This is a genomic window from Noviherbaspirillum sp. FW303-A3, from assembly GCF_058788695.1.
The window spans coordinates 2024316-2044023 of sequence record NZ_JBYTAZ010000001.1 but is presented as its reverse complement, the minus strand read 5'-3'; the positions used below and the strand labels follow the sequence as shown (position 1 = coordinate 2044023).

Annotated in this window: 19 protein-coding genes; 13 read left to right on the top strand and 6 right to left on the bottom strand. The window is 63.6% G+C overall.

Annotated features, from left to right (window positions below):
• Window positions 1-12: 12 nt before the first annotated feature.
• The gene (locus AC3WOY_RS09980; protein ID WP_492423244.1) at window positions 13-354 is read right to left on the bottom strand and encodes a cupin domain-containing protein; all 342 of its coding nucleotides are present in this window, start codon (window positions 352-354) and stop codon (window positions 13-15) included.
• A 263-nt stretch (window positions 355-617) separates the two neighbouring features.
• Between AC3WOY_RS09980 and AC3WOY_RS09975 the strand changes: the two genes are divergently transcribed.
• From AC3WOY_RS09975 to AC3WOY_RS09915, 13 genes are all read left to right on the top strand, one after another.
• Window positions 618-2366: an extracellular catalytic domain type 2 short-chain-length polyhydroxyalkanoate depolymerase gene (locus AC3WOY_RS09975; protein WP_492423242.1), complete on the top strand. Its 1749-nt coding sequence runs from the start codon at window positions 618-620 to the stop codon at window positions 2364-2366.
• Between the two features lie 258 nt (window positions 2367-2624).
• Window positions 2625-3086, top strand: a complete 462-nt coding sequence (gspG, locus tag AC3WOY_RS09970) for a type II secretion system major pseudopilin GspG (RefSeq protein ID WP_492423240.1) — start codon at window positions 2625-2627, stop codon at window positions 3084-3086.
• Window positions 3074-3583: a GspH/FimT family pseudopilin gene (locus AC3WOY_RS09965; RefSeq protein WP_492423238.1), complete on the top strand. Its 510-nt coding sequence runs from the start codon at window positions 3074-3076 to the stop codon at window positions 3581-3583. Before gspG ends, AC3WOY_RS09965 begins: the two co-directional genes overlap by 13 nt.
• 1 nt (window position 3584) lies before the next feature.
• The gene (gspI, locus tag AC3WOY_RS09960) at window positions 3585-3965 is read left to right on the top strand and encodes a type II secretion system minor pseudopilin GspI (RefSeq protein WP_492423236.1); all 381 of its coding nucleotides are present in this window, start codon (window positions 3585-3587) and stop codon (window positions 3963-3965) included.
• A complete protein-coding gene (locus tag AC3WOY_RS09955) occupies window positions 3962-4576 on the top strand; it encodes a PulJ/GspJ family protein (protein ID WP_492423234.1) in 615 nt (204 codons plus the stop codon). The genes gspI and AC3WOY_RS09955 overlap by 4 nt, the downstream gene beginning before the upstream one ends.
• Window positions 4573-5532 carry a type II secretion system minor pseudopilin GspK gene (gene gspK / locus AC3WOY_RS09950; RefSeq protein ID WP_492423232.1) on the top strand — a complete coding sequence of 320 codons (960 nt, stop codon included), beginning with the start codon at window positions 4573-4575 and terminating at the stop codon, window positions 5530-5532. Before AC3WOY_RS09955 ends, gspK begins: the two co-directional genes overlap by 4 nt.
• Before the next feature lie 18 nt (window positions 5533-5550).
• Entirely contained in the window at window positions 5551-6801 is a 1251-nt protein-coding gene (gene gspL / locus AC3WOY_RS09945; RefSeq protein WP_492423230.1) for a type II secretion system protein GspL, read from the top strand.
• Complete coding sequence (locus AC3WOY_RS09940; RefSeq protein WP_492423228.1) at window positions 6798-7313, top strand: type II secretion system protein M; 516 nt, start codon at window positions 6798-6800, stop codon at window positions 7311-7313. The genes gspL and AC3WOY_RS09940 overlap by 4 nt, the downstream gene beginning before the upstream one ends.
• A 10-nt stretch (window positions 7314-7323) precedes the next feature.
• Complete coding sequence (locus AC3WOY_RS09935) at window positions 7324-8097, top strand: type II secretion system protein N (protein WP_492429253.1); 774 nt, start codon at window positions 7324-7326, stop codon at window positions 8095-8097.
• Window positions 8094-10295, top strand: coding sequence for a type II secretion system secretin GspD (gene gspD, locus AC3WOY_RS09930; protein ID WP_492423226.1), 2202 nt, complete (start codon window positions 8094-8096; stop codon window positions 10293-10295). The genes AC3WOY_RS09935 and gspD overlap by 4 nt, the downstream gene beginning before the upstream one ends.
• A 2-nt stretch (window positions 10296-10297) precedes the next feature.
• A complete protein-coding gene (gene gspE, locus AC3WOY_RS09925) occupies window positions 10298-11737 on the top strand; it encodes a type II secretion system ATPase GspE (RefSeq protein WP_492423224.1) in 1440 nt (479 codons plus the stop codon).
• Between the two features lie 10 nt (window positions 11738-11747).
• Window positions 11748-12968, top strand: coding sequence for a type II secretion system inner membrane protein GspF (gene gspF, locus AC3WOY_RS09920; RefSeq protein ID WP_492423222.1), 1221 nt, complete (start codon window positions 11748-11750; stop codon window positions 12966-12968).
• A gap of 22 nt (window positions 12969-12990) precedes the next feature.
• Window positions 12991-13788, top strand: coding sequence for a type II secretion system protein N (locus AC3WOY_RS09915; protein ID WP_492423220.1), 798 nt, complete (start codon window positions 12991-12993; stop codon window positions 13786-13788).
• 4 nt (window positions 13789-13792) lie between these two features.
• Here the strand turns inward: AC3WOY_RS09915 and AC3WOY_RS09910 are convergent, their stop codons facing one another.
• The 5 genes from AC3WOY_RS09910 to AC3WOY_RS09890 form a co-directional block, all read right to left on the bottom strand.
• Window positions 13793-13993 carry a hypothetical protein gene (locus AC3WOY_RS09910; protein ID WP_492423218.1) on the bottom strand — a complete coding sequence of 67 codons (201 nt, stop codon included), beginning with the start codon at window positions 13991-13993 and terminating at the stop codon, window positions 13793-13795.
• Between the two features lie 6 nt (window positions 13994-13999).
• Window positions 14000-15346: an ATP-dependent protease ATPase subunit HslU gene (hslU, locus tag AC3WOY_RS09905; RefSeq protein ID WP_492423216.1), complete on the bottom strand. Its 1347-nt coding sequence runs from the start codon at window positions 15344-15346 to the stop codon at window positions 14000-14002.
• A 25-nt stretch (window positions 15347-15371) separates the two neighbouring features.
• Window positions 15372-15908, bottom strand: a complete 537-nt coding sequence (gene hslV, locus AC3WOY_RS09900; protein ID WP_492423214.1) for an ATP-dependent protease subunit HslV — start codon at window positions 15906-15908, stop codon at window positions 15372-15374.
• A 124-nt stretch (window positions 15909-16032) separates the two neighbouring features.
• Window positions 16033-17481 carry an STAS domain-containing protein gene (locus tag AC3WOY_RS09895; protein ID WP_492423212.1) on the bottom strand — a complete coding sequence of 483 codons (1449 nt, stop codon included), beginning with the start codon at window positions 17479-17481 and terminating at the stop codon, window positions 16033-16035.
• Window positions 17482-17624: 143 nt separating this feature from the next.
• Window positions 17625-19628 carry a TonB-dependent receptor gene (locus tag AC3WOY_RS09890; protein WP_492423210.1) on the bottom strand — a complete coding sequence of 668 codons (2004 nt, stop codon included), beginning with the start codon at window positions 19626-19628 and terminating at the stop codon, window positions 17625-17627.
• Window positions 19629-19708 lie beyond the last annotated feature (80 nt).

Below are 19708 nucleotides of genomic sequence, written 5' to 3'. Positions count from 1 at the left end.
TCCCGGCGTTTTTCATCCTTTCATGTGTTCCTTGCGCAGTACCGTCATCAGCACCGAGGAATCCTCGCGTGCGAACAGCGCATAGGGCGTGTTCTCGTGCAGGTAGAGCATCTGCCCGGCCTGCAGCGTCTGCGTCCGGTCCAGTGCCTGCACATCGACGGTGCCTTCGAGGCAGTGCAGCGTCAGTTCCGCGGGAACGCTGTGTTCCGGAATGGATTTACCCTTCGGCATCATCAGGCGCATGACTTCGAAGTCATCCGTCCTCGCCAGTGCGATGGACGCTGCCTCGACCAGCTTTTCGCCTAACGGGCGGACATCGATCACTTCTCCGGGCGCGGGATGATGCTGTGGCATGGTGTTCTCCTTTGTTGTCTTGGAGACTGTGCCAGAAGCAGGTTTGTTCCTTGTTTGCGCCGGATCAACAGGCGCGCGGCCCGCCGCTTCTGATGCGGCGCAGCACGGTACCGTAGAAATACGAGGTCGGTTGAACTCCTCGATTTTGAAACTAACATGGTTTTTCCTGCGGACAGTGCATCCCCCACCTGACGGGGCACGTCCCGGGACGCCCGGCAGCGGCCGAAGCGCGATAACGAAAACTACATTGAGGAGACACATCCATGACCGGTTCCACCCCGCGTGGCCGCCGCATCGGCGCACGCATTCCCGCGATTCTTGCAGCAGGACTTTCCAGCATCAGCCTCAACGCCGCCGCAGCAGTGGCATTGCCGGCCTACAATGCAGATCCCGCACAGACATCGGTTTCCGGCCTCTCGTCAGGCGGATTCATGGCGGTGCAATTGCATGTCGCGTATTCATCCGTCTTCAAGGCCGGGGCAGGTATTGCTGCGGCCGGGCCGTTTTACTGCGCGCAAGGCAGTCTTGCCACCGCCACCGGCCCCTGCATGGCGGCGACCAGCACGAGCAAGCCGGCGACATCGACGCTCATCTCAACCACCAACAGCTGGGCCAGCCAGGGCTTGATCGACCCCACCAGCAATCTCGCCAATTCGAAGGTCTACATTTATTCGGGCACGATCGACAGCACGGTGAAGCAGTTGGCGGTGAACGAGACGAACACCTACTACAAGAACTACGTCAACAGCGCCAATGTCTTCTACAAGAACAACATCGCGTCCGAACACGCAATGGTGACGGATTACTTCGGCAGCAGCTGCAGCTTCAAGGGCAGTCCTTACATCAACAACTGCAACTTCGACCTTGCCGGCGAGATGCTGAAGTGGATCTATGGATCGCTGAACGCAAAGAACAGCGGCACGCTCGGCGGCACTTTTGTCGAATTCAACCAGACCGATTACATCGCCAATCCGCCCTCGCACGGCATGGCCAACACCGGCTGGCTCTATGTGCCGGCGAACTGCGACAGCGGGCAGGCGTGCAAGCTGCACGTGGCGCTGCACGGCTGCCAGCAGGATCCGACCAAGATCCAGGACAAGTACTATCGCAACACCGGCTACAACAAGTGGGCCGATACCAACAACATCATCGTGCTGTATCCGCAAACCGCTCCCAGCAGCACCGGAAATCCGAACGGGTGCTGGGACTGGTGGGGTTATGACGACCCGAATTATGCAAAGAAGAGCGGCCGGCAGATGGTGGCGATCAAGGGCATGGTCGACAAGATCACGAGCGGCTTCCAGGCGCTTCCCGCACCGGGCGGTCTGCAGGTGACCGGCGCGACCGACGCCAGCATTTCGCTCGCATGGAACGCCGTTTCCGGCGCCGCCGGCTATAACGTGTACCGCATGGGAACCAAGGTCAACAGCAGCCCGCTGACTTCCACCACGTATACCGACGGCGGCCTGCTATCCGGCACCAGCTACACCTATACGGTGCGCGCGGTCACCGCGAGCGGTGCGACGAGCCAGGATTCCGCAAGCGTGACGGCGAGCACGACCGGCAACCCGCCGCCCCTTGCGACGCCGGCCAACCTCGCGGTGAGCGGCAGGACATCGACGTCGGTTTCGCTGACATGGAGCGCGGCAAGCGGCGCAGCAGGCTATAACGTGTACCGCAACGGAACCAAGGTGACGGCAACGCCGGTTTCCGCCACCAGCTTCACCGACAGCGGCCTCACGCCCAACACGACCTATTCCTACGCCGTTTCCTCGTTCAGTTCGGGCCGCGAAAGCGCGCTGTCCGCGAGCGTGAGCGCGACTACGCTGTCGTCCTGCACGCAGACGACATCGAGCAACTATGCGCATGTCACTGCCGGCAGGGCGTACGCCAGCGGCGGCTATGCGTACGCAAAGGGATCGAACCAGAACATGGGCCTGAACAACACCTTCTATACCACCACGCTGGCCCAGACGAGCCCGGGCTATTACGTCATCGGCAACTGCCCCTGACTGAGCGTCGCCGTGGCGCAAAATTCACGCGCCACGGCCAAGGGATACCTTGCGGCAGGGAACCGTGCTCTTGCAGCGCGGTCAGTAACAGGGCGGCGATTACACATCACGATATGGTGCCGTACGGCACTTCCCGCCTGCTGTCGTTTCCCACGGTTTAATTGCCCATGATCAAACCGCCTCTTGCTTACCCGGTAAGGGGCGCCCATGTTGGCCTTATACTAGTGGTTTGTTTGTCATCCTTTGAAAATCTTCTCGATGCTAACCAAAGTCTCTTCCCTTCGCCGCTCGCTCGGCCGTACCGTCCAGCGCGGCTTTACCCTGATCGAAATCATGGTGGTGGTCGTCATCATGGGTATTCTGGCCGCATTGGTGGTGCCCAAGCTGATGGGCCGCGCGGACGACGCGCGCATTACCGCCGCCAGGCAGGACATCTCGACCCTGATGCAGGCGCTCAAGCTGTACAAGCTGGACAACCAGCGTTATCCATCAACCGAACAGGGCCTGCAGGCGCTGATCTCGAAGCCGACCAGCGGCCCGGCGGCCAACGGCTGGAAGAACGGCGGCTACGTCGAGAAACTGCCGAAGGATCCGTGGGGCGGCCAGTACCAATACCTGTCGCCGGGCGTCAAGGGCGAGGTGGACATCTTCTCCTATGGCGCCGACGGCCAGCCGGGCGGCTCCGGCAATGATGCAGACATCGGTTCGTGGGATCTCTAATCCAGACCTTCGTTTCTTCCAGGCGCGCAACGTACAGCACGGCTGCGCGCGGATTCACTTTGCTTGAACTGCTGGTGGTCCTGGTGATCGCCGGCATCCTGCTCGGCATGGTCGGTCTCAGCGCCGTGCAGGGCGAGCGCCAGGTGCTGCAGGGCGAGGCGCAACGTGTCGCGCTTCTCCTGCAACTGGCCCGCGACGAAGCCATTGTGCGCAACCGGCCCATCGCCTTCGAGGCCGAACCTGAGCGCTATCGCTTCCTGATCCGGGACGGCAACAAGTGGCAGGCGCTCACGCAGGACGACTTGCTGCGGGAACGCGAATTCCGCAGGTCGCCGATTGCACTCACCATCACTCCGCCCACTGCGGCGGAATCGGACCACATGCGCATCGTGTTCGGGCGCGAGCCGGTCGATAAACCCTTCGTCCTTACCTTTACCCTCGGCGATGCCAGCGTGGCGATCCGCGCCGACGGTGTCGGGCACTTCGTGGTGGAGTGATATGCGGCGAAGCGACAAACATACGCATGCCGGCTTCACCTTGCTTGAAGTGCTGGTTGCACTGGTCATCGTCGGCACGGCACTCGGGGCCAGCCTGCGTGCGGTGGGAAGCTTGACGCAGAACAGCAGCGGATTGCGCGCGTCCATGATGGCGACGTGGTCCGCGGAAAACCGCCTGACCGCGATCCGCTTGCAGCGCGAGTATCCCGCCATCGGCAGGCGCAGCTTCGCCTGTCCGCAGGGCGAATTGCGCTTGACATGCGACGAGGAAGTGTTCGCCACGCCAAATCCCTTCTTCCGGCGCGTCGAAGTCAGCGTGACCAACGAGGACGACCCCGGCCGGCAAATCATCAAGCTGGCCCAGATCGTGTCGAACCGATGAAAAACCGGCGCCACGGATTCACGCTGATCGAATTGCTCGTGGCCATCACGATCATGGCGATCGTCGCCGTGCTCGGCTGGCGCGGGCTGGATACCATCATCCGTTCACGCGTCGCGCTCAACAACGAGCTCGAGCAGACGCGCGGCCTGCAGCTCGCTTTCGCGCAAATGCAGAGCGACACCGGCCACATCGCCAAGATGGAAGACCTCGGCAAGCGTCCGGTGCTCTCCGTGCAGGCGGGGCGGCTGACAATGGTGCGCATGGTGTTCGCCGAAAACCAGCCGTCGCGCGCGCAAGTCATTGCCTATCGCATCGATGGCGGCGTCCTGACACGGCGCGAGTCGATCGCCACCCGCGACCTGCGGGAGCTGGATACGGCATGGATTGCCGCGCTGGGCGATACGGCGGACGTGCCGGCAGTCGCGTTGCATTCCGAAGTGGAGTCCATGGTCATCCGAAGCTGGGTCGACGGTCAATGGCGCCCGGCTGGAACCGAAGGCGGAACCGGGCCGGGAGGCCAGACTATTCCGCCAACAGGCCTCGAAGTCTCGCTCCGCCTGCGCGACCGGCCCGAGAACCTGATCAAGATTTTCCTGCTGGGGGCGGCATGATGACGCGCATGCACCAGCGCCAGCAGGGCGTCGCCGTCATCACCGCCTTGCTGCTGACCACGCTGGCGATCACTATCGTCGCCAGCCTGTTCTGGCAGCAGCAGGTGCAGGTGCGTTCCATCGAAAACCAGCGGCTGCAGTTGCAAAAGCAATGGGTCCTGCGCGGCGCGCTCGACTGGGCACGGCTGATCCTCGGCGAGGACAAGCGCATCGACATGCGCTACAACAGGAACGTCGACCACCTCGGCGAGCCATGGGCGGTTCCGCTGGCGGAAACACGCCTGGATCAGTACGTCGAGAAGGAAAGGGCGGGTGACGTCCCCGATGCCGCGCTGTCCGGGGGCATCACGGATGCGCAGGCGCGCTTCAACCTGAAAGGCCTATCCCAGAACGGGACGATCAACGAAAAGGAAGTGAAGAGCTTCGGCACGCTGCTGACCCTGCTGCAGATCAATCCTGCACTTGCACGACAGACGGCGGTCCTCATGCAGTCGGCGCAGAAGCAGGCCACGGCGGGCAGCGGGACTGCAGGCGCGACAAACGCGTCGTCTCCGCTGCCGATGGACATCCAGCACGTGGACGACCTGCTTGCCGTACAAGGCTTCACCGGGGAAATGCTCGAAAAACTCAAAGATTTCGTGATCGTGCTGCCTGTAGTGACAAAGATCAACGTCAACACTGCCCCCGCCGAAGTCATTGCTGCCAAAGTTGATACACTGTCGCTTGCAGAGGCGATGACCTTGGTTGCTGCACGACAAAGCAGGCCGTTCCAGAACCTGGAAGGACTGCCCATACCGGCCAGCATCCAGAATCCGGGCGACGTCCTGGACGTCAAGACCGAGTACTTCCTGATCAACGGTAACGTCCGCCTGAACCGTGCCGGCATGGAGATGCAGGCCCTGATCAGGCGCGAGTCGCCGACAAAACAAACCGTCCTCTGGATACGCGAATATTAAGAACAAGAAAGTGAGACCTTGAGCAACCTCTACATTCGCCTGCCATCGCACGTCGCCGCGGAAGGGCTCCAGCCCGGCATGCCGCTGTACTGCCACTTCGCGATCGCCTCCAACGCAGGTGCCATTGAGCGAGAAGGTGTCGCTGCTCTATCCGAACTGGCCGAGCCGGTGAAGCGGGCGCAGCGTGTGGTGCTGCTGCTCGCCGCCAGCGACGTCACCCTCCTGCGCGTGAAAATGCCGCCCCTGTCCGGCGCCAGGCTGCGCGCCGCGCTCCCCAACCTGGTCGAAGACAAGCTGATGAGCGACCCGGAGGAATGCGTGGTCGTCGCCGGGGAGATGCATGCGGGCATGCGCACGGTAGCCGTCGTCGGCAGGAACTGGCTTGAACTTCTCGTGCGGACCCTGCAGGCGCTTGGTGCGCGCAGCATCACCGCGGTCCCGTCGCAATTGTGCCTGCCGCATCAGGGAGATGCAGCCACAGCCGCCGTTTCCGAGCACGGCGCGGAAGCCGATATCGCTATTCGCCTGGCCGAGCAGGACGGCATCGGATTGTCGATCGCTGCCGACCAGCCGGAATCCCTTGCCTTCGAAGCGATGCAATCCCTTGCCGCCGTCGTGCCGTCCGCTCCTGTCGTGCTGTACGTGCCGCAATCGCGCGTGCGCGACTACCAGGAATCGATGCACATCGCGCCGGCCCTGGAGCAGCGCATCACGCTGCACACCGACACCTGGCAACGCTGGGTGGCGGGCGCCGGCAAGACCGGCATCGACCTCATGAGCGGCCTCGGAGCGGGAGGCGGCCCGAAGGTCAACTGGAAGCCTTGGCGCTGGCCGCTGATCATCGGTACGGCGGTGCTGCTCGTCAATGTCATCGGCCTCAATATCGATTGGCTCCGGCTCAAGCGAGAGGCAACGGCATTGAGCAATGGCATGATCCAGACCTATCGTTCCGCTTTTCCCAAGGATCCCGTCGTCGTCGATCCCCTGGCGCAATTGCGGCAGAAGATGGCCGGCGCGCAACGCGACTCCGGGCAATTGGCGCCCGACGATTTCGTCGCCCTGGCGGCGGCCTTCAGCGAGGCATGGGGCACGACCGGGCAGGGCGCCGCGCCCGTCGCCGGACTTGAATACCGGGACCGCAGCCTGACGGTGAAACTCAAGCCGGGGAGCTCGGTATCGATGGAACAGTTGAGCAGCGCGCTTGCCTCGCGCAACCTGTCGATCACCCAGCCCAGTGCGGGCGTCTGGCAGATCAGGAGCGGCAAATGAAGGCACGCACGGGCGGAATGAAACAGTCGTTGTCGACGTTCTGGAGCGAACGCAACAAGCGCGAGCAGAACATGCTGGCCGTCGCGGCCGTGGTCGTGGTGTTCGGGCTGCTGTATGCGCTGTTTATCGACCCGGCCCTGAGCGGTCGCACCGATCTCGAAAAGAAGCTGCCCCAATTGCGGCAGCAGGCGGCGGAAGTCCAGGCGCTGTCCAGGGAAGCGTCGGCACTGGGCGGCAAGACGTCCTCCGCGCCGCCGCCGGCAATGACGCGCGAGAGCATTGAAACCTCGCTGTCGCGGAAGGGTTTGAAGGCGCAGGGCGTCACGGTGAGCGGCGAGCTGGCGAAGCTGCAACTGAACGGCGTGCCGTTTTCCGCGACGACGGAGTGGCTGGCCGAGATGCAGAAAACCGCGCGCATGTCGGTGCTGGAAGCGGTGATCGAGGCGCAGCAGCAGCCCGACATGGTGAATGCGAACCTCACGCTGCGCCAGCAGCGCGGCGAAAACCAGTGAGGGACAGCCAGTGCGCCGTCTCGTGATATGGTTGCTGGCAGGCATCCTGGCTGTTGTGCTGACCCTGCTGGCGTTCTGCCCCGCCGCATGGATGGCTGCGGTGGTTGAATCGCAATCCGGCGGCCGCCTGACGCTCGGCGATGCGCAGGGCACGCTGTGGCGCGGTTCCGCTTTCATCGGCGGCGCGCCGAGCGGCAGCGATCCGGTGACGCCGTTGCTGCCCGGGCGATTTGCCTGGCGCCTTTCGCCGATGGTGCTGCTGGGACAGGTCGATGTCGACCTGGAAAATGCGGATGCCTTGTCGCAACCGGTGAAGATTACCGGGGACTGGTACCAGTGGCAGGTCAGTCCGGCGTCGGTATCCTTGCCTGCGGAACGGCTGGCCGGATTGGGGGCGCCGCTGAACACCATCCAGCCGTCCGGACAGATGCTTCTGTCCTGGACGCCGCTGCAAGTTGCGCGGCAAGGCAATGCGGTGGAGGTGGCGGGGTCGACAACTTTACGCATGGACGACATTGCGTCGCGTCTGTCACCCGTCAAACCGTTGGGCGCTTACCAACTGATAATGGACTGGCGCGGCCGGCAGGCGCAACTGGCATTGACGACGATCAAAGGGCCGATGCTGTTGAGTGGCAATGGCACGCTGACAAACGGAAGATTGCAGTTTTCAGGAAAGGCACAAGCGGAAGAAGGGCAGGAAGAAAGGCTGGCAAATCTCTTGAATTTGCTGGGACAACGCCGACGAGAAGGCGACAAGGATGTTATCGCGCTAGAGTTCAAATGAAAAAAAATCGATCAGCAGAAACATTGCAGGGCCCGGCAAGACTGCGCCGGGTGGGAGCGGCGACAGTGCTGCTGTGCGCAATCGCAGGCACGCCGACCGCGTACACCCAGGATCCGGCCTCCAACCAGGCCACGCTCAATTTCGTCGGCGCCGACATCGAATCGGTCGTGAAGGCCGTCGGCCATTACACGCGCAACACCTTCATCATCGACCCGCGTGTCAAGGGCACGATCAACCTCGTATCCGAAAAGCCGGTGACCAAGGCACAGGCAATGCAGATGCTCACTTCCGCATTGCGCCTGCAAGGCTTCGCGGTCGTGCGGGCGGACGGCTTCCTCAAGGTGGTGCCGGAAGCGGACGCAAAACTGCAGGCCGGGCCAACCCAGGCAGGCGACGTGCGCGGCGACCAGATCGCGACGCAGATCTTCCGCCTTAACTACGAGTCGGCGAACAACCTCGTGCAGGTGCTGCGTCCGCTGATCTCGCCGAACAACACGATCAACGTCAATCCGGGCAACAACAGCATCGTCATCACCGACTATGCGGACAACCTCAAGCGCCTCGGACGCATCATCGCCGCGCTGGATTCGCCCGCGGTCGGCGACCTCGATATCGTCCCGGTGCGCCATGCCGCCGCGACCGACCTCGCACAGATCGTCAACCGCCTGATGGACCAGGGCGGCGCACCGGTCGCCGGCGGCGCCGATGCAGGCCGCGTCTCAGTGCTGGCCGATTCGCGCAGCAATTCCCTGATCATCCGTGCGCCCTCCGTCGCGCGCGCCAACCTGGCCAAGTCGCTGATTGCCAAGCTGGACCAGCCGACCGCGCAGCCGGGCAACGTTCACGTCGTCTACCTGAAGAATGCCGACGCGGTCCGCCTTGCACAGACCCTGCGCGCCGTCGTGGCATCGGATACCAGCACGCCGCAGGGCTCCACTCAGCCCCAGGCGCAGCCGCAGCAGGCGCAGGCAACGGCCGCCGGCCAGCAGTCGCAACTGGGCCAGGGCGCGCTCCAGCAGCCGGCAACACAGACCCCTACCGCACTGCCTGCCGGCGGGCCGGCCGGTTTCATCCAGGCCGATCCGGCGACCAATGCGCTGATCATCACCGCCAGCGAAGCCGTCTATCGCAACCTGCGTTCCGTCATCGACCAGCTCGATGCGCGCCGCGCGCAGGTGTATGTCGAATCCCTGATCGTCGAAGTCTCTGCCGAGAAGGCCGCCGAACTCGGCGTTCAGTGGGCCGGCCTGTCGGGCGACGAGGCCAGCCGCTATCGCCTCGGCGTGGCGAGCGGCTTCGGCCAGGGCGGCAACAACCTGATCAACCAGGCGGTCAACAACGCTTCCACCGGCAATCCGCTGCCGCCCGGCAATGGCCTCAACATCGGCATCTTCCGCCAGGTCAATGGCTCGCTCACCTTGGGCGCGATTGCGCGCGCCCTCGAAACGGAAGGGAACGCCAACATCCTGTCGATGCCTAACCTCATCACGCTCGACAACGAGGAAGCGCGCATCATCGTCGGCCAGAACGTGCCGTTCGTGACGGGCCAGTTCACCACCCAGGCATCGGGCGGTGCGGCCGGCGTCAATCCGTTCCAGACGATTGAGCGCCGCGACGTCGGCCTCGCATTGCGTGTGCGTCCGCAAGTGTCGGAAGGCGGTACGGTCAAGATGGCGATTTACCAGGAAATTTCGGCGGTCCTGCCGCGCTCCGCAGGCACGTCGGATATCACGACCACCAAGCGGTCGATCGAAACCAACGTGCTGGTCGACGACGGCCAGATCCTGGTGCTCGGTGGCCTGATCGAGGACCGCGTGGAAGATGGCGTGGAGAAAGTCCCGGCGCTGGGCGATATCCCCGTCGTCGGCAACCTGTTCAAGTACCAGACCCGCAAGGGAACCAAGACCAGCCTGATGGTGTTCCTGCGCCCGACCGTCGTCCGCACCAACTTCCAGAGCAACAATGTTGCCGGCGACCGCTACGAATTCATCCGCAACGTGCAGACCGATTCGCGCGGCAGCAGCGTGATCCTGCCGGAAGTGCAGACGCCGATCCTGCCGCCGCTGCAGGATGGACGTCCGGTGGGCGGCTCCATGCTCAACCTGCCGCCGGCGGGAAGGCCGGAAGCGATGGGCGTGCCGCCGAGCAGCCCGCCGCCCGCGCAGACGCCGCCGGCCAACCAGAACCAGAGTAGATAGCAATGAGTACCGTATTGAGTGACGCACGTCTGTTGCCTTACGCCTTCGCCCGCGACCATGCCTTGCTCGCGCGGCGCAGCGAGACGGCCAATCATGCCGTCGAGGTGTGGGTATCCGAAGCCACCGCGCCTTCCGCGATCGCGGAAGTCAGCCGCCGTTTCGGGCGCGTCAAGCTCAAGTCGATTCCGCGCGAAGAGCTGGAAGCCGCCATCGCGCGCAGCTACGCCAATTCCGGCGACGATGCCGCTCAGGTAGTGGACGAAGTCGAATCCGACCTCGACCTCACCAAGCTGATGCTGGACATGCCGGCGATCGAGGACCTGCTGGAATCCGCCGACGATGCGCCGGTCATCCGCATGATCAACGCGTTGCTGACGCAGGCATTGCGCGAAGAAGCATCGGATATCCACATCGAGCCTTTCGAGCAGGTGTCCGTCGTGCGCTTCCGCGTCGACGGCGCGCTGCGCGACGTGGTGCGTCCGAAGAAGGCGATCCATGCCTCGCTGATCTCGCGCATCAAGATCATGGCGCAGCTCGATATCGCCGAAAAACGCCTGCCGCAGGATGGCCGCATCACCTTGCGCGTTGGCGGCAAGCCGGTCGACGTGCGCGTCTCCACGCTGCCGACAGGCCACGGCGAACGTGCCGTGCTCCGTCTGCTCGACAAGGAGGGCGGCCGCATGGACCTGAGTCACCTCGGCATGAGTGCTGAGGTGCAGAAGCAGTTCGACGATCTCATCAGCCAGCCGCACGGCATCGTGCTGGTGACAGGCCCGACCGGCTCCGGCAAGACGACCACGCTCTATGCCGCGCTGTCGAAGCTGAATGCGCCGGCGACCAACATCCTCACCGTCGAAGACCCGATCGAATACGAATTGCCGGGCGTCGGCCAGACCCAGGTCAACGCCCGCATCGACATGACCTTTGCCAAGGCCCTGCGCGCCATCCTGCGCCAGGACCCGGACATCATCATGATCGGCGAAATCCGCGACCTTGAAACCGCGCAAATCGCGGTGCAGGCATCCCTTACCGGCCACCTGGTGCTGGCAACCCTGCACACCAACGATTCCGCGTCGGCGGTCACCCGTCTGCTGGACATGGGCATCGAACCCTTCCTGTTGTCGTCGTCGCTGCTGGGCGTGGTCGCGCAGCGCCTCGTGCGCAAACTTTGCCCGGTCTGCAAACGCCACGATGGCCACCAGTGGCATGCCGTCGGTTGCGACAAGTGCGGCAACACCGGTTACCAGGGACGCGTCGGCGTGTATGAATTGCTGATCACCACGGATGAAATCCGCTCGCAGATCCATGACCGCGCATCCGAGGCCGAGATTCGTGCAACGGCCCAACGTGACGGCATGCGCACGATGCGCGAGGATGGTGAACGCTGGCTGGCGGACGGCACCACGACGCAGGCCGAGTTGCTGCGCGTGACGAAGGAGTAGAGGGCGAACGATGCCTGCATTCCGCTATGAAGCTGTCGACGAAGCTGGCGCCACCCGCAAGGGTGTATTGAACGCCGACAGTGCCCGCGCCGCGCGCTCCGACCTGCGCGCGCAGGGGCTGGTGCCGATCGTCGTCGATGCCATTGCAGCGCAGGTCGATGAGTTCGGCCAGACGCGCCGCAGCATGTTCGGCGACCGGCTGTCGACGACGGAACTCGCGCTGTTCACACGCCAGCTCGCCAGCCTGCTCGAAGCCAGCCTGCCGCTGGAGCAGGCCTTCACCGCCTTGCTCGAACAGGCCGAGCGTCCGTATGTGCGCGACCTTGTCGCATCGGTGCGATCGGAAGTCATGGGCGGCTCATCATTGTCGGATGCGCTGTCGCGCCACCCGCGCGATTTCGCCGACATCTACCGCGCGCTGGTTGCCTCCGGCGAACAGATCGGCCAGTTGTCGCGCGTGCTGTCGCGCCTGGCGGACTACATCGAACGCCGCAATGCGCTCGTGCAAAAGGTGCGGCTGGCCTTCACCTATCCTGCCATCGTCACCGTCGTCGCCTTCTCGATCGTGATCTTCCTTCTGGCCTATGTCGTGCCGCAGATCGTTTCGGTGTTCGCCAATACCAAGCAGAAGCTGCCGATGCTGACTGTCGTCATGCTGGCGATTTCCGACTTCGTTCGCGCCTATGGATGGCTGGTGGCCCTGATCCTTGTGGCCGGCTTCCTTGTCTGGCGCACGGCCCTCAAGAATCCCGACATCAAGTTCCGCTGGCACAAGTGGCTGCTGAACGCGCCGCTTTACGGCAAGTTCGAGCGCAGCCTCAATACCGCACGCTTCGCCAGCACGCTGGCGATCACCACCGGCTCCGGCGTGCCCATCCTGCGCGCCTTGCAGACGAGCCGCGATACGCTGTCCAACGTCGCCATGCGCCAGCAGGTGGAGGAGGCGACGACCAGCGTGCGCGAAGGTGTGGGACTGGCACGCGCCCTGTCCGCGCACAAGCACTTCCCGCCGATGCTGATCCACATGATCCGCGCCGGCGAAGTGACCGGCGAACTGCCCGCCATGCTCGAGCGCGCCTCCAATGCACAGGAGACCGACCTCGAGCGGCGCGCAATGACGATTGCCGGCCTGCTCGAGCCGGCACTGATCCTGGTGATGGGCGTGGTGGTCCTGTTGATCGTGCTGGCGGTGCTGATGCCGATCATCGAGATCAACCAGCTGGTGCGATAACAACAAAGAGAAAAGGACTGGAATGAGGCGCCTGCCGCAGATCGTGAGTTTTGTGCTGTTCATCGCGCTGTGCGCGTCGGCAGCCTACTGGGCCATGCAACTGTTCAAGCCGCCGGTTCGTCCGGTTGCGGCGCCGCCGCGCGTGGCGCAGGCGGAAATCAGGACAGATGCCGCTGCGGCGCTGTTCGGCAGAAGCAACCGCAATGCGGCGGTGGCCAGCAATTACCAGTTGCGCGGTGTGATCTTTTCGGGAAGTCCGCGCAGTAGCGTGGCCATCATCAGCGCCGACGGAAAACCGGCGCAGGCAATCGGTGTGGATGAGGAAGTCGCCCCAGGCGTGACGATCAAGGAAGTGCACCGCGACCATGTCCTGTTGTCGGAAGGCGGTGCAACCAAGCGGGTCGACTTGCCCGAGAATGCGAAGGGACTGGAGGGCATTGCCGCTGCTCCGGCAGCGACGTCCGCACGCCCGGCGACTCCGCCGGCGGGCAACCAGCCTGTGCCATCGCGCGCCCAGGCTGCACAAGCGGCGCAACCTGCCCCCGCCGTACCGTCCGTCCCTCAGGCGCCACAAGCGCCGCAAGCATCACAAGCAATGACGCCGCAAACCGCACCGTCGCCACCACAGCCGTCGCAGACGCAAGTCCAGCCACCGCCCATACCGCCGCAGGTTCCGTCCACAATCACCACCGCGCCGCCTACTACGGTCGTCAGTCCGGCACCTGCGCCGCCGGCAGCGCCCGTGCAGCAGCAGGTTCCACCGCCGGTGCCGCCTGCACAGCAATCGCTGCCCGGCGTGCCGCCCGGTCCGATGCGCTGAGCCGCTAGTCTTCCGAGCCGCCGCCTAGCACCTTCTTCAGCAGGCGTTCATGCAATTGCCGCTCGGCGCCCTCGCCCTTGCGGTGCGAGCCGGCGACACGCTGTTTGGCGGCAAGCGCAATCGGATTCCGGGGTTTGAGCGCCCTCTGCGAGGGCTCGACCCGGATCGTCATCTTCTGCCGCTTTGCCAGTGTCTTGTTAGCCATGATGTCTTACAACACGTAGCGCGACAGGTCCTCGTTGATCGCCAGCGCGCCAAGTTTGTCGTCCACATAGGCCGCGTTGATCGCCACCGTGTTGCCGGAAACATCGCTCGCGGAGAACGACACTTCTTCCAGCAGTTTTTCCATCACCGTGTAGAGGCGGCGCGCGCCAATGTTTTCCGTTTTCTCGTTGACCGAGAACGCGATCTCCGCGAGCCGGCGGATGCCGTCTTCGGTGAACGCGATCTTGATGCCCTCTGTGCCCAGCAGCGCTTCGTACTGGCGCGTCAGGCAGGCGTCGGTGCTGGTGAGGATGCGTTCGAAATCGGCGATCGACAGCGACTCCAGTTCGACGCGGATCGGGAAGCGGCCCTGCAGCTCGGGGATCAGGTCGGACGGCTTGGCGAGATGGAAGGCGCCGGATGCGATGAACAGGATGTGGTCGGTCTTGATCATGCCGTACTTGGTGTTCACCGTCGTGCCTTCCACCAGCGGCAGGAGGTCGCGCTGCACCCCGGCGCGCGAGACGTCCGCGCCGCCGACTTCGGAACGGCTGGCGATCTTGTCGATTTCATCGAGGAAGACGATACCGTTCTGTTCGACGTTGGTGATGGCTTTCTGCTTGAGTTCTTCGTCGTTGACCAGCTTGGCGGCTTCTTCGTCGATCAGCAGCTTCATCGCTTCCTTGATCTTCAGCTTGCGCTTCTTCTTGCGCCCGCCGCCGAGGCCCGAGAACATCGACTTGATCTGCTCGGTCATTTCTTCCATGCCGGGCGGCGCCATGATTTCCATGTGCGGGCTGGCTTCGGCCACTTCGATTTCGACTTCCTTGTCGTCAAGCGCACCTTCGCGCAGGCGCTTGCGGAAGGCCTGGCGCGTGCTGTTGCCTGGCTGGGCATCGCTCTCGGCCGCGCTCGGCGTTGCGCTGAAGCCGAAGTCGCGCGGCGGCGGCAGCAGGATGTCGAGCACGCGGTCTTCCGCGGCGTCCTCGGCGCGCGTGCGCACCTTGCGCATTTCGGATTCGCGCGTCTGCTTGATGCCGATGTCGATCAGGTCGCGGATGATGGTGTCGACGTCGCGGCCGACATAGCCGACCTCGGTGAACTTGGTGGCTTCGATCTTGATGAAGGGCGCATCCGCCAGCTTGGCGAGGCGGCGCGCGATCTCGGTCTTGCCGACGCCGGTCGGGCCGATCATGAGGATGTTCTTCGGCGTGATCTCGTGGCGCAGCGGCTCGGCCACCTGCTGGCGGCGCCAGCGGTTGCGCAATGCGATGGCGACGGCGCGCTTGGCGCGGCCCTGTCCGACCACGTGCTTGTCGAGTTCGGAAACGATTTCTTGCGGTGTCATGTTCATGATGTCTTGCCTGGTTCGGTGCGCGTTATTCGAGGGTCTCGATGGTGTGCGACAGGTTGGTGTAGATGCAGAGTTCGCCGGCGATGGTGAGCGCCTTCTTCACGATCTCGACCGGCGGCAGGTCGGTGTTTTCCTGCAGGGCCTTCGCCGCCGACTGCGCGTAGGCGCCGCCAGAGCCGATGGCGCCGATGCCGCTCTCCGGTTCCAGCACGTCGCCGTTGCCGGTGATGACCAGCGTCGACTCGCGGTCGGCCACCAGCAGCATGGCTTCCAGGCGGCGCAGCATGCGGTCGGTGCGCCAGTCCTTGGCCAGTTCCACCGAGGCACGCATGAGGTTGCCCTGGTGCTTTTCGAGTTTGGCTTCGAAACGCTCGATCAGGGTGAAGGCATCGGCCGTGCCACCTGCGAATCCGGCAAGCACCTTGCCCTGGTACAGCTTGCGGACCTTGCGGGCGCTGCCCTTCATCACGATATTGCCCAGCGTTACTTGCCCATCGCCGCCCAGCGCAACGACGTTGCCGCGGCGGACGGACAGGATGGTAGTGCCATGAAATTGTTCCATGCTTTCCTCTGATGAAATGCCGGCGCGGCGAATGCGCGCCGGCAACGGGTATTCAACCGCAGATGTGGGCGGGGTGCCGGATTACAAGGAGGGCGGATGTCAAAAAGCGGCGTCGCCGCCCGAGTCAATTCTTGCGCGGAACAATACGGGCAATATCCTTGAGCCCGATAACGCTGAACAGTTCGGCAACCAAGTGGTTGACATGGTGGAATTCAATGATCTTGCCCATGCCGCAGAAGGGGCCCAGGCCGGTCAGGAGGCGGCCGGCGGCGTTGAAGTCCACACGCTGGAGATTGGAGCAGTCGATGATGGCCGGACTGTATTCATCCGAGTAAGCGGCGATTGCAAGGATCAGGTTGTCGATCCTGCCCTCGACGACGGCGGGCATCGCAAAGCCATCGGCTGCCTTTGTGCTGGGCGCCGTTTCCGCGCTTGCGGTAGTGATCTTGCTTTTCGGCGCGACAAAGGCCGGCGGCGAGACTTCGAAGGTCACGCAGTAATCGATGCTGGTTTCCTCGAATTCCTTTTCCTGGTTCAGCAGGCGCAGGATCTCGAGCAGCAGCAGCCATGAATCCTCGGTGTCTTCGCGCCGTCCGACTTCGATGATCGCGCGAATCTTCGTGGCCAGTTCCGGGGCGCCGACGAGGATCAGGTCGTGCTCGGTTTTCTGCAGCTTCCTGAACAGTCCGAGCAGCAGCTTGCAGCCTTCGGTTGTGGCTTGCGTCACCTTTGCGAATTCGAGCCGCAGGGCACGGTAGTTCTCGCCGAGTTTCTGCGCACGCTCGACCTGCTTGATGCATGAGGCGTCGAGCTTGCCGGAGAAGGGGACCATGGGCGTGGCGCCCGAGGCTGGTGATGCTGCAGGCGCTTCGTCCCGGCTGGATTCGATCCAGCCCGGCGGCGAGGTTTCGAACTTGCTGGCGAAGTCGATCGAAAGGTTTTCGAATTCCTGCTTCTTGCCGGTGATTTGGTACAGGTCGAACAGCATCCACCAGGCATTGCGGGTGAGGTCGCCCAGCATGTCTTCCTCGATGGCCGTTTTCAGCATTTGCTCGACGACGTCGGACTGCCCGTTGGCGTACATGATTGCCGCTTCTTCTATGACGGCCGCGGCGTCAGAGGCGGGTGCGGCCATGTCGACCACGGCGGTCTGCCCGGCGAGGAGGAAATCGGTGGTGGTGCCCATTCCCGTCGTCAGCGTTTGCAGGCTGGCTTCTTCAGCGGCCGACTCGGGCTTTTTTGATTCGGCGCGCGGCTTGTCCTGCGGCGCTGCGGTTTTCGGTTTGACGGGGGAGGCTGGCGGAGGCTTTTTCTGCTGTGTCGTGGGCGGCTGGGTCGTGATGCTCACGAATTCGGAGGACATCTCGGATTCGATGGCGTCGATCTTGAGTGCGGTGGCCAGCGCGGTCTTGGCGTCGCGCTTGACGGTCGGTACGCGAGAGGACGCGGCGCTGGTATTGCGCGCGGTGGACGGCGACGACGTGCCTGCCTGCTTCTTGGTACGAGAGGAATCCTTGTCGGCAGGCTTGGCCTGGCGACTGTCCTTCTTCCCGAAAAGCGAAAAAATCCCCACGTTTTCCCTGAGATGACTGTTCTGCGCTCCGTCGCCGGAAGCGAGGAGCGGTGATTTCTAAGGTAACACAATTAGTATGCCGACTTGCCATTACAACGGCACAAGGTGTGTTTGTCAAACCCAAGGCAAGCCGGCACGGTCGTTCAGAATTGTGTGCGAATGCCAACAATGACGTTGCGGCCTGGTTGCGGCGCAACATTCCGGAGCTGCGAGGTCGACAGGCGGATGTCCTTGTCGAGCAGGTTTTTTGCGAGGACGAACCATGTCCAGTTGATGCCGCCGTTACGCACGGTGTAGGACAGGTGCGCGTCGAGCTGGGTATGGCCGGGCGTGGCGAGCTTCTCGGATACGGCGAGCCTTTCCTGCGCGCGCACCCTCAGCACAGAAGCGCCCGCCTGCAGCGGTCCGCGGCGATAGCCCGCATCGATGCCGGCGCGGGTGGCCGGCTGCAGTGGCAGGTTGCCGGCATTGTCCAGCTTTCCACGCGAGGTATCGGCGAACACGCGCAGCGACGGGCCTTCGCCGCGCAGGTTGATGCTCCATTCGGCTTCCGCGCCGCGGATCGTGGCCCTTTCCTGGGCCCAGAAGCGGCGCGTGAATTCGCCGTCCGGATCGTCCAGGCCGTCTTCGTCCACCGTCGAGCCGTCCTGGCGGCCGTAGATGAAATCCCTGGCCTTGTTTTCGAACAGGTTGAGCTTCCAGCGCACGGTTCCTTGTGTCTTTTGCAGCGTCAGTTCCAGGTTGCGGGAGCGTTCTTTTTGCAGTGCGGTATCGCCGATATCGAAAGTGCCGGTTGCCTCATGCGGACCGTTTGAGTACAGCTCTTCCGCGTTTGGGGCGCGTTGCGCAATCGAGACAGTGGTCCCGAGGCTATAGCCTGGAATGAACGTCCAGGCGCCGCCCGCCGAATACGACAGGAGGTCGAAACTGCGTTCCGGAGCCACCGTCGCATCCGGATTGCGCTTGACCGACTCCAGCCGGACGCCGGTACTGCCGCGTACCGGGCCGAAGTCGCGTTCCTCGACCAGATAGGCCGCAAGCGATGACGACCGCGTGACGGGGACGGTATCCGGACGGCCGGTCTCGGCCGACAAGGCGGCGAACCTGCTGCGCTCGGTATGCAGTCCCAGTATTCCGCGCCAGCCGCCGACCGCGCGGTGAGCAAGCTCCCACCGCGTTTCGACGGCCTTGTTGCTGAAATCGGCTGCGGGCCTGCCGTCCTGCTCTTTCTCCGTGTGTTTGTAATCGGTGGCGCCGACGCGCACGCGTACCGACTCGGCCAGTTCGAAAGGGCGCAAGACCATGGCATCGAGATCGAGGCGCGTCTGCTGCAGGTCGATGAAGCTTCTTTCCTCGGTCGGTATGCCGTAGCGGTCGTCGCGGCTGCCGATGGAGGCACCCATGTATCCCCAGTTCGCGACATGCGATGCGCCGAAACCGAGGTCCCGCGCATGTGTGAAGGAGGAGGGCAGCCGGCCGGATGCCGAGCTTGCATCGTCGCGCACCGCGAAGCCCGGGATGCGGTAGTCGCCGGTGTTGCGTACGTTGCCATCCAGGTGCAGGGCGGTGCTGCCGCTTGCTCCATCAACGGAAAACGACGCGCTACGCTCGCGGTTGTCCGATCCCAGGCGCATTTCTGCCATTCCGTTCGGCGCCGCCAGCAATTCGGTCGGGATGCGGTCATTGACGACATTGACTACGCCGCCGACGGCCCCGGAGCCATAGAGAAGCGCCGCAGGTCCGCGCAGCACTTCGATCTGCCGGGCGGTAGCCGGTTCGGAGGCGACGGCATGGTCGTTCGACAGCGCGGACAGGTCCGACACGGCCATGCCGTTCTGCAGGATCTTGACGCGCGGGCCTTCTAGTCCGCGAATGATCGGGCGCGACGCGCCGGCGCCGAAACCGGATGCGGTGACGCCTGGTTCGCGCGAAAGGACATCGCCGAGGGAGGTGCCGAGCTTGTTGCGCAATTCCGTTCCGGACAGGACACGTGCGGGCGTCAGCAGTTGGCTGCTGTCGCTGTTGCCGAAAGGCGTTGCGGTGACGACCACCTCGGGCAGGGCTTTGTCCTGGGCGCTGGTGGGAAGGGGAAGGGCGGCGAGCGCGGGCAGAACGGCGCACGCCACCAATGCGAGTTGCATGGTCATGGTGATTCCTGAAAATGATGAAGGACAGCATTCGCTGGCGTCACGGGACGCAGGCGAACGTCGATAAGGGTGTCGATCAC